The organism is Marinobacter sp. SS13-12, assembly GCF_030227115.1.
Classification (GTDB): Bacteria; Pseudomonadota; Gammaproteobacteria; order Pseudomonadales; family Oleiphilaceae; genus Marinobacter.
In genome coordinates this window covers 65,834-81,445 of sequence record NZ_JASSUA010000002.1, presented here as the reverse complement: position 1 = coordinate 81,445, position 15,612 = coordinate 65,834, and the positions used below count along the sequence as shown (strand labels likewise).

At 58.9% G+C, this 15,612-nt stretch carries 16 protein-coding genes; 13 read left to right on the top strand and 3 right to left on the bottom strand.

The features are described 5' to 3' along the window. Window positions 1-92: 92 nt before the first annotated feature. Window positions 93-1,928 (top strand): dihydroxy-acid dehydratase, encoded by a 1,836-nt coding sequence (ilvD, locus tag QPL94_RS13345; RefSeq protein WP_285358034.1) that lies wholly within the window; start codon window positions 93-95, stop codon window positions 1,926-1,928. Between the two features lie 83 nt (window positions 1,929-2,011). Here the strand turns inward: ilvD and QPL94_RS13340 are convergent, their stop codons facing one another. Then, entirely contained in the window at window positions 2,012-2,422 is a 411-nt protein-coding gene (locus QPL94_RS13340) for a peptidoglycan-binding domain-containing protein (protein ID WP_285358033.1), read from the bottom strand. A gap of 80 nt (window positions 2,423-2,502) precedes the next feature. Further along, complete coding sequence (locus QPL94_RS13335) at window positions 2,503-3,618, bottom strand: AI-2E family transporter (protein ID WP_285358710.1); 1,116 nt, start codon at window positions 3,616-3,618, stop codon at window positions 2,503-2,505. A gap of 94 nt (window positions 3,619-3,712) precedes the next feature. On the opposite strand from QPL94_RS13335, the gene QPL94_RS13330 reads away from it, so the two are divergent. Together QPL94_RS13330 and QPL94_RS13325 are read left to right on the top strand one after the other, a co-directional pair. Continuing rightward, the gene (locus QPL94_RS13330) at window positions 3,713-4,087 is read left to right on the top strand and encodes a hypothetical protein (protein ID WP_285358032.1); all 375 of its coding nucleotides are present in this window, start codon (window positions 3,713-3,715) and stop codon (window positions 4,085-4,087) included. A 157-nt stretch (window positions 4,088-4,244) separates the two neighbouring features. Beyond that, a complete protein-coding gene (locus QPL94_RS13325) occupies window positions 4,245-5,144 on the top strand; it encodes a haloalkane dehalogenase (protein ID WP_285358031.1) in 900 nt (299 codons plus the stop codon). Between the two features lie 40 nt (window positions 5,145-5,184). Here the strand turns inward: QPL94_RS13325 and QPL94_RS13320 are convergent, their stop codons facing one another. Then, entirely contained in the window at window positions 5,185-5,778 is a 594-nt protein-coding gene (locus tag QPL94_RS13320) for a phenylacetic acid degradation protein PaaY (protein WP_285358030.1), read from the bottom strand. 399 nt (window positions 5,779-6,177) lie between these two features. Here QPL94_RS13320 and paaG point away from each other — a divergent pair, with 399 nt between their 5' ends. The 10 genes from paaG to paaE all read left to right on the top strand — a co-directional run bounded on the left by paaG (window position 6,178) and on the right by paaE (window position 15,588). Further along, window positions 6,178-6,969 carry a 2-(1,2-epoxy-1,2-dihydrophenyl)acetyl-CoA isomerase PaaG gene (paaG, locus tag QPL94_RS13315; RefSeq protein WP_285358029.1) on the top strand — a complete coding sequence of 264 codons (792 nt, stop codon included), beginning with the start codon at window positions 6,178-6,180 and terminating at the stop codon, window positions 6,967-6,969. 3 nt (window positions 6,970-6,972) lie between these two features. Further along, window positions 6,973-8,499: a 3-hydroxyacyl-CoA dehydrogenase PaaH gene (gene paaH / locus QPL94_RS13310; RefSeq protein WP_285358028.1), complete on the top strand. Its 1,527-nt coding sequence runs from the start codon at window positions 6,973-6,975 to the stop codon at window positions 8,497-8,499. Continuing rightward, window positions 8,496-8,942 (top strand): hydroxyphenylacetyl-CoA thioesterase PaaI, encoded by a 447-nt coding sequence (gene paaI, locus QPL94_RS13305; RefSeq protein WP_285358027.1) that lies wholly within the window; start codon window positions 8,496-8,498, stop codon window positions 8,940-8,942. The genes paaH and paaI overlap by 4 nt, the downstream gene beginning before the upstream one ends. Continuing rightward, window positions 8,939-10,186, top strand: a complete 1,248-nt coding sequence (pcaF, locus tag QPL94_RS13300) for a 3-oxoadipyl-CoA thiolase (RefSeq protein WP_285358026.1) — start codon at window positions 8,939-8,941, stop codon at window positions 10,184-10,186. The genes paaI and pcaF overlap by 4 nt, the downstream gene beginning before the upstream one ends. Before the next feature lie 61 nt (window positions 10,187-10,247). Further along, window positions 10,248-11,558: a phenylacetate--CoA ligase PaaK gene (gene paaK, locus QPL94_RS13295; RefSeq protein ID WP_285358025.1), complete on the top strand. Its 1,311-nt coding sequence runs from the start codon at window positions 10,248-10,250 to the stop codon at window positions 11,556-11,558. Between the two features lie 315 nt (window positions 11,559-11,873). Then, complete coding sequence (gene paaA / locus QPL94_RS13290) at window positions 11,874-12,866, top strand: 1,2-phenylacetyl-CoA epoxidase subunit PaaA (RefSeq protein ID WP_285358024.1); 993 nt, start codon at window positions 11,874-11,876, stop codon at window positions 12,864-12,866. 17 nt (window positions 12,867-12,883) lie between these two features. Beyond that, window positions 12,884-13,165 carry a 1,2-phenylacetyl-CoA epoxidase subunit PaaB gene (paaB, locus tag QPL94_RS13285; protein ID WP_027831090.1) on the top strand — a complete coding sequence of 94 codons (282 nt, stop codon included), beginning with the start codon at window positions 12,884-12,886 and terminating at the stop codon, window positions 13,163-13,165. Between the two features lie 12 nt (window positions 13,166-13,177). After that, on the top strand, window positions 13,178-13,942 hold the full coding sequence (paaC, locus tag QPL94_RS13280; protein WP_285358022.1) for a 1,2-phenylacetyl-CoA epoxidase subunit PaaC: 765 nt from the start codon (window positions 13,178-13,180) through the stop codon (window positions 13,940-13,942). Beyond that, window positions 13,926-14,495, top strand: coding sequence for a 1,2-phenylacetyl-CoA epoxidase subunit PaaD (gene paaD, locus QPL94_RS13275; RefSeq protein WP_285358021.1), 570 nt, complete (start codon window positions 13,926-13,928; stop codon window positions 14,493-14,495). The genes paaC and paaD overlap by 17 nt, the downstream gene beginning before the upstream one ends. A gap of 13 nt (window positions 14,496-14,508) precedes the next feature. Continuing rightward, window positions 14,509-15,588 (top strand): 1,2-phenylacetyl-CoA epoxidase subunit PaaE, encoded by a 1,080-nt coding sequence (paaE, locus tag QPL94_RS13270; protein ID WP_285358019.1) that lies wholly within the window; start codon window positions 14,509-14,511, stop codon window positions 15,586-15,588. The last annotated feature ends 24 nt before the right edge of the window (window positions 15,589-15,612 follow it).

Below are 15,612 nucleotides of genomic sequence, written 5' to 3'. Positions count from 1 at the left end.
GATTGTCAAAACAACCATGCGATCAAGGGGTAATCTGGTATCCTTTCGCCTTCGACTTTTGACCAAGATGCTAAAAGAGAGACCAGAAAACCATGCCCCAGTATCGTTCGCGGACATCAACCGCCGGCCGCAATATGGCAGGCGCACGTGCTCTTTGGCGCGCCACCGGCATGAAAAATGAAGACTTCGGCAAACCCATTATTGCCGTTGCCAACTCCTTTACCCAGTTCGTTCCCGGCCATGTGCACCTCAAGGACCTGGGCCAGCTGGTGTGCCGCGAAATCGAGCAGGCCGGCGGCGTTGCCAAGGAGTTCAACACCATCGCCGTGGACGATGGTATTGCCATGGGCCACGACGGCATGCTGTATTCCCTGCCTTCCCGGGAAATCATTGCCGATTCCGTGGAGTACATGGTGAATGCTCACTGCGCCGACGCACTGGTGTGCATTTCCAACTGCGACAAGATCACCCCGGGCATGCTGATGGCGGCAATGCGACTGAACATTCCCACCATTTTCGTCTCCGGCGGCCCCATGGAGGCAGGCAAGACCAAGCTGTCCGAACACAAGCTGGATCTGGTGGATGCCATGGTCATTGCCGCCGACCCGAACGCGGACGACGAAACCGTCGCCGAGTACGAGCGCAGTGCCTGCCCCACCTGTGGGTCCTGTTCCGGCATGTTTACTGCGAACTCCATGAACTGCCTGACCGAAGCCATCGGTCTTGCACTGCCGGGCAACGGCTCACTGCTTGCCACCCATTCCGACCGCGAGCAGTTGTTTCTGAAAGCCGGTCGACAGATTGTAGAGAATGCCCGGCGCTATTACGAAGACGACGATGCCAGCGTGCTGCCGTTAAGCATCGCCTCCATAGAGGCGTTCGAGAATGCCATGGTCATGGACGTCGCCATGGGTGGCTCGACCAACACCATTCTGCATCTGCTGGCAGCAGCGCAGGAAGGCGGCGTTCCCTTCACCCTTAACGAGATCGATCAGCTTTCCCGCAGGGTTCCGCAGCTTTGTAAGGTTGCACCCAACTCCCCGAAATACCACATGGAAGACGTACACCGGGCCGGTGGCATCATGGGCATCCTCGGCGAACTGGAACGGGGTGGACTGATCAACACGGACCTGCCCACAGTGCACAGTAAAACCATGCGCGAAGCCCTGAAAACCTGGGACATCATGCAGGAACCGACGCCGGAAGTGGTGGAGTTCTACAAGGCCGGCCCTGCCGGTATTCCTACCCAGACAGCCTTTAGCCAGAGCACTCGCTGGCCTTCGCTGGACGGCGACCGCGAAACCGGCTGCATCCGTTCCGTCGAACACGCCTATTCGTCAGAGGGCGGCCTGGCGGTACTCTTTGGCAACATCGCCCAGGACGGCTGCGTGGTCAAAACCGCAGGTGTGGACGAAAGCATCTATATATTCGAAGGCAAGGCCAGGGTGTTTGAAAGCCAGGATACGGCAGTAACAGGTATCCTCAACGATGAAGTCAAACCCGGTGAGGTGGTCATCATTCGCTATGAGGGCCCGAAGGGCGGTCCCGGCATGCAGGAAATGCTCTACCCCACCAGCTACCTGAAATCCAAGGGGCTGGGCAAGGAGTGCGCACTGCTGACCGACGGTCGTTTTTCCGGCGGCACCTCCGGCCTGTCCATCGGCCATGCCTCTCCGGAAGCTGCCGCAGGCGGCGCCATTGGCCTGATCGAAAATGGCGACCTGATCCGCATCGACATCCCCAACCGTTCCATCAACGTGGAGATAGACCAGAACGAGCTGGATCGCCGCCGCGAAGAGAGAAATCAGAAGGGCTGGAAACCGGAACTGGCAAGGCCTCGCAAGGTTTCAGCGGCGCTGAAAGCTTATGCCCTGCTGGCAACCAGTGCCGACAAGGGCGCGGTCAGAGACCTGGAAAAACTGGACTGAACGCAACGGGCCCGGGGTACAGAGTACCACCGGGCCCGTTGCTTTACGGTCGTCCGACTCAGTTCAGAGTACTATTCACAGGACTAGAAGAACCAGCCACCGTCATCGTCTTCCTCGATTTCCTCTTCGGACTGAGCATCTGCAGCTTCTTCAGGCTCGGACGCGGCGCCGGAGGACGCAGTTGCATTCTGCGATGAGCCGTTAGAACTGGAGGACGCAACCTGCACGGACACCATCCCCAGGGCTTCCTTGGTGGCGTTATCCAGCTCACCCGAAGCATTCAGCCCCTGATCCCGCTGGAACGCTGTGAGCGCAGAGCGTGTTGCCTGGTCCATTTGCGGGCTGACATTAGTGATCTCATGGCCAGCACCGTAGAGCGCATTCTTGAGCGCCACAGTCTCGTTTGCCAGTGCATGCGGGGCTGCTGCGAGCGTGACCGCTCCGAGCATTACTGCCGCCGCCAGCCGGCTTCGTGTTGCCGATCTCCTGATCATGATCTACTCCGGTTACCTGTTGTTTTTTATTGTGTTGCCAGTCCCTACAGGGTGGACACTAAGACCAAAGCCTAACATAGTTAGTCCTGCCGGGGTTTTTCAGATTGTTGCGTTTCTGTAGCTGTATCGGCCATGTCGTGCACAGCTGTTCCCGGCATCTCCCCGAACTCGCGAATAAAGATTCCCCAGAAGGCCATGAACAGGGCCGCCACTAACGGCCCCATCACAAAGCCGTTGACTCCGAACATCACAATGCCGCCCAACGTTGACAGCAGAACAATATAATCCGGCAGTTTTGTATCCCGACCGACAAGAATCGGGCGCAGAATGTTGTCGGAAAGCCCGATGACAACCGTGCCGTAGGCGGTCAGGATAACGGCCGAAACAATCTCGCCGGTCGCTGCCAGGTAGACGGCCGCCGGCACCCAAACCAGCGCCGCGCCTACGGCCGGAATAAGCGAGACAATCGCCATCACCACGCCCCACAGCAGCGCACCCTGGATATTGAGCAGCCAGAAAATCAGACCGCCGAGCGCGCCCTGGATGATGGCAATCAGCAGGTTGCCCTTGACCGTCGCCCGGGTGACCTCCGCAAACTTGGCAAGCAGCAGGCGCTCCCGCTCATCGCCCAGTGGCAGTGCCTGGATCAGCAGGTCCACCAGCTTGCTGCCGTCCCTGATCAGGAAGAAAGCCAGATACACCATTAACGACAGCCCCAGAAAGAACTGAAAGGTGTTCTGGCCGACCCCGAGGGCCTGTTTTGCCAGAAACTGGCTACCTCCGACAAACGCATTGGACGCCCGGTCCCTCACCTCGGCGAAATCCACTCCGAACTGGGCAAGGAAAGCCTCAATCGCAGGAAACGACTGGTTCACCCGGTCTATGTATTCGCCGGGGCGGAGCTCCCCGTCCTGTATTTTCTGATAGACAGAAAGCCCCTCGGCGACGAGGGATGTCACCAGTCCCAGCACCGGAATAACCACGATAATCATGCAGAGTATAAGTGTCAGCAAGGCAATCACATTGGGACGATCACCCAGCCGCTTTGCCAGACGCTCTCGTATCGGGTGAAAGATCAGCGCAATGGCGATGGCCCAGAAGATCGGGCCAAAAAACGGCTTCATCAGCAAAGCAAAGGCTAGGGAGACGCCCACGAGCATGGCCAGAAAAGTCCGTGTCTCCAGTTTTCCGTACATCATAGAGTGAGATCCTGAATCTGTTTGCCAACCGGGACACCAGACTACCACGGCGCCGTGGCCAGTCTAGCGGCTTTCAGGTTATAGTGAACGGTTGTTGGTCATTCGTGAAACGGGTCAGACATTGGGTAACGAAGAGTTTGATGTCGAAACAGCGTTGAGCGCAGCCACTGCCCTTCACCGGGTACTGGCCGCCAGAACCCATCGTCGCAAGGTGATGGGACAGGAGGTGCTTGTGCCCGGGCAACTGGGAGAAGCCCTGCATCTTCCCCGCATCATTCGGCAGCTTCAGGGCAAGCAGCTACGCCAGCGGGAACGTGGGCTCGACGAATTCCACGAACTGTGGCCGACCCTGTCGCCCGCCACCCGTGAGAAGGTACGGGACCGCATAGGCTGGTACGATCCGAAGTCACTCAGCTGGGAGGACAAGCGCTCCAACCGCCGCCCCATTGCTGACTCCGACCAATAACCGCTGGCAGCAGACCTGCTCAGCGAGGCGTCCTGATTCAAACAGCCAACGCACTGTTACGTAAACCAAACACACAAAATTTCCATCTGCTTTATCCTGATTCGTGAAGGCTGAGACAACCCAGCCACGCAACCACTCAGTCAGGACAGTCGATGGCATGCGTATTCTGAGAACCGATGAAGCCCGCTTCGCAGGGCTTCCGGATTACCCTTTTTCTCCTCACTACCTGGACGTCGAGCCAGGCCTGAGAATGCACTATGTAGACGAGGGTCCGAACGATTCCGCACCGGTACTGATGCTGCACGGTGAACCGTCGTGGTCGTACCTTTACCGGCACATGATCCCATTGGTAGCCGACGCCGGACATCGAGTGCTGGCACCCGACCTGGTGGGTTTCGGAAAATCCGACAAGCCCTCCCACGTGGGCGACTACAGTTACGAGCGTCACCTACACTGGCTCTCACAATGGCTGAAAGCACTGGACCTGAAGAATATTACCCTGGTGTGCCAGAACTGGGGCTCCCTGCTGGGCCTGCGCCTGGCTGCGGAGCACCCACAGCTTTTCCGCCGGATCATTGTTGGTAACGGCATGCTGCCAACAGGCGATACGCCGGTGCCCGCTGTATTCTCACTCTGGAAAGCCTTTGCCACCCACAGCCCGTGGTTTCCCGTGGGCCGAATCGTCCAGCTGGGCACAGAAAGAACCATGAGCAAGGCCGAAATCGCGGCCTACGAGGCACCCTTCCCCAGTGCCGAGTACAAGGCAGGCGCACGGGCTTTCCCGAAACTTGTTCCAGTGACCGCCGAGGACCCATCAAGTGCGGCCAATAAGGCCGCCTGGCGGGTGCTGGAAAAATGGAAGAAGCCGTTCATAACCTGTTTCAGCAGCGGCGACCCGATCACTCGGGGCGGCGACCGGTATATGCAGCGGCGCATACCCGGTGCCCATGGACAGCCCCACATTACGCTGCGGGGTGGCCATTTCCTCCAGGAAGACTCTCCCGAAGACTTTGCCCGCATCATAATCGATGCCCTGAAATCCGAGCTGGCAGCCTGAAACACGCAATCACCCTGTGTGATATCCGTTTATCCCGGAATCAGCTCTGGTGTTTGGGCTGGTAACTGCCGGCATCAACTCTGGTCCGATCAGGATCCGCCTCTTCCAGTGGCTGGCACTCCCTCAGGCTCGCAAAGCAGCGGAGGGTCAGCCGCTGATACTCTTCAGTCCCCTTCGCTTTCCAGGCGACCTCATCATCGCTCAACATCCTCACTACCTTCGCCGGCGTCCCTACAATCAATGATGCCGGATCACACTGAAAACCGGCCTTGACGAGAGCCCCTGCGCCAACAATAGAGCGGGGTGCTATAACAGCCTCGTCCATGATTACTGCGTTCATTCCAACCATTGCGCCCTCGCCAACGGTACAGCCATGAAGAATGGCCCCATGGCCCACGTGCCCGTCTTTCTCGACCACCACATCCTTGCCCGGGAAGGCGTGTGCAACGCAGGTATCCTGGATGTTTGATCCCTCCTTCAACACGATGCGCCCGAAGTCTCCACGCAAAGAGGCGGCCGGGCCGACGTAGCACCCTGAACCGATCCACACATCCCCGATAAGAATCGCGGTCGGGTGAACGTATGCAGACGGATGTACAACAGGCTGAACGCCCTCAATGCTGTAACTAGGCATGCTTTTCTCCTTCACTGACAGGCCCGGAATGTAAAGACACATTCTGATTCATTTTCGGCATCACTTTACCGCTTCTGGGGGATATTTTTACAGAGAAAAGCAACATAAATCCCGATCTACGTGGAAAAAACGCACGTGAAACCTGGACAAAAATCAAGAAAACCCCTAACTATCAGACACTAAAGAGATTTCAAACCAGAAAGGGCAACGTGATACAAAAGGCGAACCACCCAAACCTTGACGAGTATCAATTTACAGATATACTGATTCAAAATCAGCCCACTCACCACGGAAACATCGCCCCAGGGCAAATCTGATTCCGGGTAGCTGAGACAGTCTCCCGATAAAAACAAAGCCACGTCGGAAAGCCATCCATCATTCCATTTACAGGATAACGCCATGACTCAGCCGAGCATTCTTCTCGAAATCGATCAGGGTGTGGCTCTGCTTACCCTGAACCGCCCCGACAGCCTGAACAGTTTCAATGTCGAAATGCACGAGCGCATGCGGGACGCTATCAGCACCGTGCGCAAGGATGAGTCTGTTCGTGTACTGGTCATTACCGGTTCTGGCCGGGGCTTTTGTGCCGGCCAGGATCTCTCTGACCGCAGCGTATCCCCGGACCAGGAAGCGCCTGATCTGGGCGCCTCCCTGGAGAACTACTACAACCCGATGTTGCGTAGCCTGCGTGATTTACCGATGCCGGTCCTCTGCGCAGTCAATGGCGTCGCTGCCGGCGCCGGCGCCAACATTGCGCTTGCCTGCGACATCACACTGGCGGCCCGCTCTGCCAGCTTTGTTCAGGCGTTCTGCAAGCTGGGTCTGGTTCCCGACTCGGGCGGCACCTGGATTCTTCCCCGCGTGGCCGGCATGGCGCGGGCCAAAGGTATGGCCTTGCTGGGAGAGAAGATCCGTGCAGAACAGGCCGAGAACTGGGGCATGATCTGGCGCTGCGTGGACAACGAGCAGCTCATGGAAGAAACCATGAAACTGGCCCGGCATTTCGCCACCCAGCCCACCAAAGGCCTGGCCCTGATCAAACGCGCGCTCCATGCCAGCGCCAGTAACACCTTTGAAGAGCAGATCAATCTGGAGCGAGACCTCCAGCGAATGGCCGGGCAGACCGATGACTACCGCGAAGGCGTCGCCGCCTTCATGGAGAAACGCACGCCAGCCTTCAAGGGGAAGTAATTCATGCCGGCACTTGATACCCACACCATCATCGCCGTCATAGGCGCAGGCGCCATGGGCTCCGGCATTGCCCAGGTTGCGGCCCAGGCCGGCCATCGGGTTTACCTGCATGACCAGAGGGAAGGCGCCGCACAGAATGGACGCGAGGGCATCGCCAGGCAGCTTCAGCGCCGCGTCGACAAAGGCAAGATGCAGCAGCAGGACCTGGATGCCACCATTGGCCGGATCCAGCCGGTTGCCAGACTTGATGACGTGGCCGACGCCGGACTGGTGATCGAGGCGATCATAGAAGACCTCGACATCAAACGTCAGCTATTGGCAATCCTGGAAGAGCTCTGTGCCGGGGATACGATCCTTGCCACCAACACCTCTTCCATCTCTGTCACCGCCCTCGGAGCAGAAATGCATAAGCCCGAGCGCCTGGTGGGCATGCACTTTTTCAACCCCGCGCCCCTGATGGCACTGGTAGAGGTCGTGATGGGACTGGCTACGAGCAAATCCGTGGCCGGGACAGTTCACGCCACGGCAACCGCGTGGGGCAAGAAGCCGGTCTACGCCACCTCGACACCGGGCTTTATCGTTAACCGGGTCGCCCGCCCATTTTACGCGGAAAGCCTGCGCCTGCTGCAGGAACAAGCCACCGATTCGGCAACGCTGGACGCCATCATTCGCGAGGCCGGCCAGTTCCGCATGGGCGCATTCGAGCTGACCGACCTGATTGGCCACGACGTCAACTACGCCGTGACCAACTCCGTGTTCAATTCCTACTATCAGGACCCGCGCTTCCAGCCGTCGCTGATTCAGAAAGAACTGGTCGAAGCCGGGCGCCTCGGACGCAAAAACGGCCAGGGTTTCTATGCCTATGGCGAAGGCGCAGAAAAGCCCGCGCCACAGACGGAGCCGGAGCCGGAGCGCCAGTCTGACGAAACCGTGCTCATCGTTGAGGGTAATCCCGGCGTGGCAGCGCCGCTCGTCCAGCGTCTGAGAGCTGCGGGCCTGACAATCATTGAGCGCGACGGTCCCGGCCAGCTTCGCTTCGGCGATGCCGTGCTGGCGCTGACTGATGGGCGCATGGCCACCGAGCGGGCAGCCACCGACGGCGTTTCCAACCTGGTGCTGTTTGATCTGGCGTTCGACTACAGCAAGGCATCCCGGCTTGCATTAGCACCGGCAGACCAGGCCTCCGACACAGCGGTTTCCTGCGCCTGTGCTTTACTGCAAAGAGCAGGCGTTGCCGTGAGCCTGGTGGCTGACCGTCCCGGACTGGTGATTATGCGCACGGTTGCCACCCTCGCAAACGAAGCCGCCGATGCGGCCCTCCATGGTGTAGCCACGGTTGCGGACATTGATCTGGCCATGAAAGCCGGACTGAACTATCCCGATGGCCCGCTGAGCTGGAGCGACCGACTGGGAGCGGGCCATGTGTTCAACGTGCTCACCAACATCCAGAACAGCTACGCAGAGGACCGCTATCGCCCTGCCCTGCTGCTCCGGAAGAACGCATTTGCACAGAAGGGGTTTTATTCATGAGCGAGATGGATCCACAGACACTCGCCGAGGAATGCGCCAAGGCCATGTTCGCACGGGACCGTGCCAGCCAGAACCTGGGCATGAACATTGAATCTGTCGCCCCTGGCAAAGCGGTACTCACCATGACCGTCACCAGCGACATGATCCAGGGCCACGGCTCCTGCCATGGCGGCTACCTGTTCACCCTGGCCGATTCCGCGTTTGCCTTTGCCTGTAACAGCTACGACCGGGCCACCGTCGCCTCCGGTTGCAGCATTGACTATATGTACGGCGCCAAAGAGGGCGACCGGCTGACCGCCACCGCCGAAGAACAGGCCCGTGGCGGGCGCACCGGTATTTACGACATCACTTTAACCAATCAGGACGGCCGCAAGGTCGCCCTGTTCCGGGGCCGTTCCTACGAGGTTCGCGGCACCGTACGCAACTCGGAGGAAACTGCATGAGCACCGATAATTCCCTGAAAGACGCCTACATCGTCGATGCCATCCGCACCCCCATCGGCCGTTACGGCGGTGTGCTCTCCGCCGTGCGTGCAGATGACCTGGGCGCCATCCCCATCAAGGCGCTGACCGAACGCCATCCGGATCTGGACTGGTCAAAAATCGACGACGTTCTCTATGGCTGTGCCAACCAGGCCGGCGAAGACAATCGTGACGTTGCCCGCATGTCCCTGCTACTGGCAGGTCTGCCGGTGGACGTGCCGGGCAGCACCATCAACCGTCTGTGCGGCTCCGGTATGGATGCCATCGGCAGCGCTGCCCGGGCCATCCGCACCGGTGAAACCCGGTTGATGATTGCCGGCGGCGTGGAGTCCATGTCACGGGCTCCGTTCGTGATGGGCAAGGCCGAGTCCGCTTTCAGTCGCAAGGCGGAGATTTTCGACACCACGATCGGCTGGCGCTTTGTAAACCCGGTACTGAAAAAGCAGTACGGAATCGACTCCATGCCGGAAACGGCGGAGAACGTCGCCGCCGATTTCGGCGTTTCCCGGGAAGATCAGGATGCCTTCGCCCTGCGCAGCCAACAGCGTACGGCGGCAGCCCAGAAAGAAGGCCGACTGGCCGCTGAAATCACGCCGGTAACCATTCCCCGCCGCAAGCAGGATCCGCTGGTGGTGGATACCGATGAGCATCCCCGTGAAACCAGCCTTGAAAAGCTGGCCTCGCTACCGACGCCCTTCCGTGAAAACGGCACCGTGACCGCGGGCAACGCATCCGGCGTCAACGATGGCGCTTGCGCCGTTCTTCTGGCCGGGGCCGATGCGCTCAAGCAATACAACCTCAAACCCCGCGCCCGGATCGTCGCCATGGCAACCGTCGGCGTTGAGCCACGGATCATGGGCTTCGGCCCCGCCCCGGCCACCCGCAAGGTGCTGGCAACCGCGGGCCTGGAACTGGCCGATATGGACGTGATTGAGCTGAACGAAGCCTTCGCCGCCCAGGCCCTCGCCGTGACACGCGACCTCGGACTTGCCGATGACGCCGAGCACGTAAACCCGAACGGTGGCGCCATTGCCCTGGGCCACCCCCTCGGAATGAGCGGTGCCCGGCTCGTGACCACGGCCCTGAATGAACTTGAGCGCCGCCACGCGGTGGGACAGAAAGCCCGTTACGCACTTTGCACCATGTGCATTGGCGTTGGCCAGGGGATCGCCCTGATTATTGAGCGGATAGATGCGGTGGCCTGAGGCCGCCGGACCAGGACAGAACAAAGACCATTATTCGACAAGAACAACGCAGGACAGAATCATGAGCTTACCACTGCAAAAACTTGGCAAACTTGACCGCATGGAGACAGCCAGCATTGACGAGCTGCGCCACGAACAACTGCAGCGCCTGCGCTGGAGCGTCGTCCATGCCTACACCAACGTGCCATTCTACCGGAAGGCCTTTGACGATCTCGGCCTCAAGCCGATGGACATCCATTCCCTGGATGATCTCGCCAAGGTGCCGTTTACGACCAAGGCGAATCTGCGCGACAACTACCCGTTCGGCATGTTTGCCACCCCCATGTCCGACGTGGTGCGGGTGCACGCATCAAGCGGTACCACCGGCAAGCCGACCGTCGTCGGCTATACCCAGAGTGACATCAACACCTGGGCCGACATCGTGGCACGGTCTATCCGGGCAGGCGGGGGCTCCCGCGGCGACAAAGTCCATGTTGCCTATGGCTATGGCCTGTTTACCGGCGGCCTTGGCGCCCACTACGGTGCCGAACGCCTCGGATGCACCGTTATCCCTATGTCTGGCGGCCAGACCGAGAAACAGGTCCAGCTGATCAAGGACTTCGAGCCCGACATCATCATGGTGACGCCCTCCTATATGCTGAACATCGCCGACGAGATGGACCGCCAGGGTATTGATCCCCACAAGCTGCCCCTGCGCCTGGGTATCTTCGGGGCGGAACCCTGGACCAACGCCATGCGTACCGAGATTGAAGAACGCCTCGGTATCCAGGCCCTGGATATCTACGGCCTGTCCGAAGTCATGGGCCCCGGCGTTGGTATGGAGTGTGTCGAAACCAAGGATGGCCCGACCATCTGGGAAGACCATTTCTACCCGGAAATTATCAACCCGGAAACTGGCGAAGTGCTGCCCGACGGTGAATACGGCGAACTGGTATTTACCTCGCTGACCAAGGTGGCGCTGCCGATCCTGCGTTACCGCACCCGGGATCTCACCCGCCTGCTGCCAGGAACCGCGCGCCCGATGCGCCGGATTGACAAGATCACCGGCCGCAGTGACGACATGCTGATTATCCGTGGTGTAAACGTGTTCCCGAGCCAGATCGAGGAACAGGTGCTGAAATGCGAGGCCCTGGCGCCGCACTATGAGATCGAGGTTTACAAGGAAGGCAACCTGGACTGCGTGGACATCCGGACCGAGCTGAAACCTGGCGCAACGGACACCAGCGAAAGTCGTGCCGCGGCAGCCAAGGAACTGGCCCACCACATCAAGTCCTACATTGGCATCAGCACCCGTGTCGAGGTGGTGGAAACCAATCGCCTGGCCCGCTCCGAAGGCAAGGCCAAGCGTGTATTTGACCGCCGCAAACAATAAACCTGCATGACTCCCAGGGGGCGGCCCGCCGTCCTTGCGGCGCCCCCTGACCGCAGCCCACCCAAAGACGTCGATTTAATTTCACTTTCCGACCAACGATCTCGATAGCATTTGTTCACGTATCATGATTTTTACCATTTAAATCATGCAGGTAAGCTTTATCAAGCGATACTTGAGATATAACATGACACACAAAGACTATTCTTGATATTTATTCAGTATCATATAATATGGAGTTATTCGCCCTCTGGTGTTACTTGAGGGTGCCAGTGTTCACGGAGCTTCAGAACAACAAGCCCGATCCGGAGGTATTTTATGTACGCTCAGCTCGTTGAAACCGGCGCCAAGCGCCTGAAGACCCTGGAAGAGATGTCGCCCGAAGAGCGCGAATTTCAGGAAAAGGTCGACGCGGAAACCAAGATCGAACCCAAGAACTGGATGCCTGAAGGCTACCGCAAGACGCTGGTTCGCCAGATCTCCCAGCACGCCCACTCCGAAGTGGTCGGTATGCTGCCGGAAGGCAACTGGGTTACCCGCGCGCCCACACTCAAGCGCAAGCTTCAGTTGATGGCCAAGATTCAGGACGAAGCAGGCCACGGCCTGTACCTGTACAGCGCCATGGAAACCCTCGGTGCAGACCGCGATGAAGAAATCGAGAAACTGCATCAGGGCAAAGCCAAGTACTCCAGCATCTTCAATTACCCTACCCTGAACTGGGCGGATATGGGTGCGGTTGGCTGGCTGGTGGATGGTGCTGCCATCGTCAACCAGGTTGTACTGCAGCGTACCTCCTATGGCCCCTACTCCCGCGCCATGGTTCGCATCTGTAAAGAAGAGAGCTTCCACCAGCGCCAGGGATACCAGATCCTGCTGGACATGATGCGTGAAGGCACGGACGAACAGAAAGCCATGGTGCAGGACGCCATCAACCGCCTGTGGTGGCCGGCCCTGATGATGTTCGGCCCGCACGATGACGAGTCCCCGAACTCACAGCAGTCCCTGGCATGGAAGATCAAGCGCAAGAGCAACGACGAACTGCGCCAGATGTTCATCGACCAGACCATTCCACAGCTCGAATTCCTGGGGTGCACCGCGCCGGATCCGGACCTGAAATGGAACGAAGAAACCGGCCACTACGATTTCGGTGAGATCAACTGGCAGGAATTCTACGACGTTCTCAAGGGTAACGGCCCTTGTAACCGCGAGCGTATCAATACTCGCAAGAAAGCAATTGACGAAGGCGCATGGGTCCGCGAAGCGGCGGTCGCCTATGCCAAAAAACAAAAACAGCGCGCACAAGCCGCTTGATACCGGAGGAATGCAATATGTCTGAATGGCGCCTTTACGAAGTCTTCGTGCGCTCCAAGCACGGTCTGAACCACAAACACGTGGGCAGCGTGCACGCCTCTGACGCCGAGATGGCCATGGAAAACGCCCGCGATCTGTACACACGCCGTAATGAGGGCGTGAGCATCTGGGTCGTGCCCTCCGACACCATCACGGCCTCCGCATCCGACGAGAAGGAAGTACTTTTCGACCCGTCGGAAGACAAGATTTACCGGCACGCTTCTTTTTACGAGCTGCCCGATGAAGTCGGACACATGTAAGGAGCGGATCCAATGACACAAGCAGAAGCATTAAAGGAATACCTGCTGAGACTGGCAGATTCCGACATGATCCTGGGCCAGCGCCTGTGCGAGCTGTGCGGCAAGGCCCCGGCGCTTGAGGAAGAAATGGCACTGATGAACGTTGCCCTCGACCTCGTCGGCCAGGCCCGCAACTGGTACGAGTACGCTGCCGAGCTGATCGATGATGGCCGCGATGCCGACAAGCTGGCGTTCCGCCGCGATGCCCATAATTACCGCAACCTGCTGCTCACCGAGCAGCCCAATGAGGACTATGCGGTCACCATGGGCCGGCAGTTTTTCTTCGACGTGTGGCATTACTTCACACTCAAGAGCCTGACCGGATCCAGCGACGAGCGTATTGCCGGTATCGCCGCCAAGGCCCTGAAAGAGGCTACCTATCACCTGCGCCGGTCATCCGAGTGGGTCAAGCGTCTGGGCGATGGCACCGAAGAGAGCCACCAACGCATGCAGGAGGCGGTTGATATCCTGTGGCGCTTCACCGGCGAACTGATCACTCCGGACGACACCGATCGTGTCCTGGCCGAGGCGGGCATTGGCCCGGATCCCGACCAGCTGGCTACAGACTGGCGCGGCATGGTCAACGAGGTGCTCACCCAGGCCACCCTGACACCGGGCGCCGAAGACGCCTGGATGTATATGGGCGGAAAGCACGGCGAGCACACCGAACACCTCGGTTTCATTCTGGCAGAAATGCAGTTCCTGCAGAGGGCCTATCCCGATGCCACAACATGGTGAGTCAGACCACAGGTCAGCCGTTGATATCCTGATTGCCAGTGATCGGGTGCCGGCAAACGCCCGCCCCGATCTGCTGACAGAGGACGATATCTGGGCACTTCTGGAGGAGGTCAAAGACCCCGAAGTGCCGGCAGTCAGTGTCGTGGAACTCGGCATTGTTCGTGCCGTGCGCTGGGACGGGAAAGAACTGTCCATTGACGTCACCCCGACCTATTCCGGCTGCCCCGCCACCGAGTTGATTGAGGAACTGATTACCGAAGCCATGCGTGCCGCAGGCTTCCGGGATCCGAAAATCAACCAGGTGCTGACCCCTGCCTGGACCACCGACTGGATCACAGCCGAAGGCAAAGAGAAGCTTCGGGCATTCGGAATTGCACCGCCCGAGGGCAGCTCCAGCAAGCTGACCCTGCTTGGGGAGTCGGACGTCATTGCCTGCCCCCATTGTGGCAGCAACGACACTGAACGGGTCAGCGAATTCGGATCAACCGCCTGCAAAGCACTTTATCGTTGCAAGGAATGCCTCGAGCCCTTCGACTATTTCAAATGCATCTAGAGCCGATACGATCATGAATAAATTCTACTCACTGACCCTCAAAGAGGTCAGACCTGAAACAAGAAACGCCGTATCACTTGCTTTTGACCTGCCGGAAGATCTGGCGGACAAATTCAGCTACAAACAGGGCCAGCACCTGATTGTCAGAACGCAGATGGATGGCGAGGAAGTGCGCCGCTCCTATTCGATCTGCCGCAGCGTCAACGATCAGGAGCTGCGCATCGCGGTCAAACGGGTTGCCGGTGGTCGTTTCTCCACGTTTGCCAATGAGCAGCTGAAGCCAGGCCAGACGCTGGAAGTCATGCCGCCCCAGGGCCATTTCTCCATTGACCTGGATCCCGAGCGGGAAGGCAATTACCTGGCCGTAGCTGCCGGCAGTGGCATAACCCCGATACTGTCGATCGTCAAGACCACCCTGGAAACCGAACCCAAGAGCGAGGTAACGCTGTTCTATGGCAACAAGGCCACCAGCAGCACCATGTTTCGGGATGAGCTCCAGGACCTGAAGAACGAATACATGGCCCGCCTGAATCTGGTTTATATCTTCACCCGTGAAGAGCAGGACATTGACCTGTACAACGGGCGGATTGACCACGACAAGTGCGACGCCCTGTTTGATCACTGGATCAACGCCAAGGATCTCACCGCCGCCTTCATCTGCGGCCCCCAGCTGATGACCGAGGATGTCCGGGACTCGCTGCTTCGTCATGGCATGGACAAAAGCCGGATCCATTTCGAACTGTTCACGCCGGTCGGTGGTGCGCCCCAGGCTCGCAAGGACAGGGCACCGTCCAAAGTGGACCCGCAGTCTGTCAGCGAAGTGACCGTCATCGCCGATGGCCGCTCACTGACCTTCCCGCTGATTCGTGACACCAAGAGCATTCTGGATGCCGGCAACGAGGAAGGCGCAGATCTGCCCTTCTCCTGCAAAGCCGGCGTCTGTTCCACCTGCCGCGCCAAGGTCGTGGAAGGCGAAGTGGAAATGGACCAGAACTTTGCCCTGGAGGACTACGAAGTGGAAGCCGGCTATGTGCTTTCCTGCCAGTGCTACCCGGTCAGCGACAAGGTGGTTCTGGACTACGACGAAATGTAGTTTCCGCCCAGCCCACCAAGACAC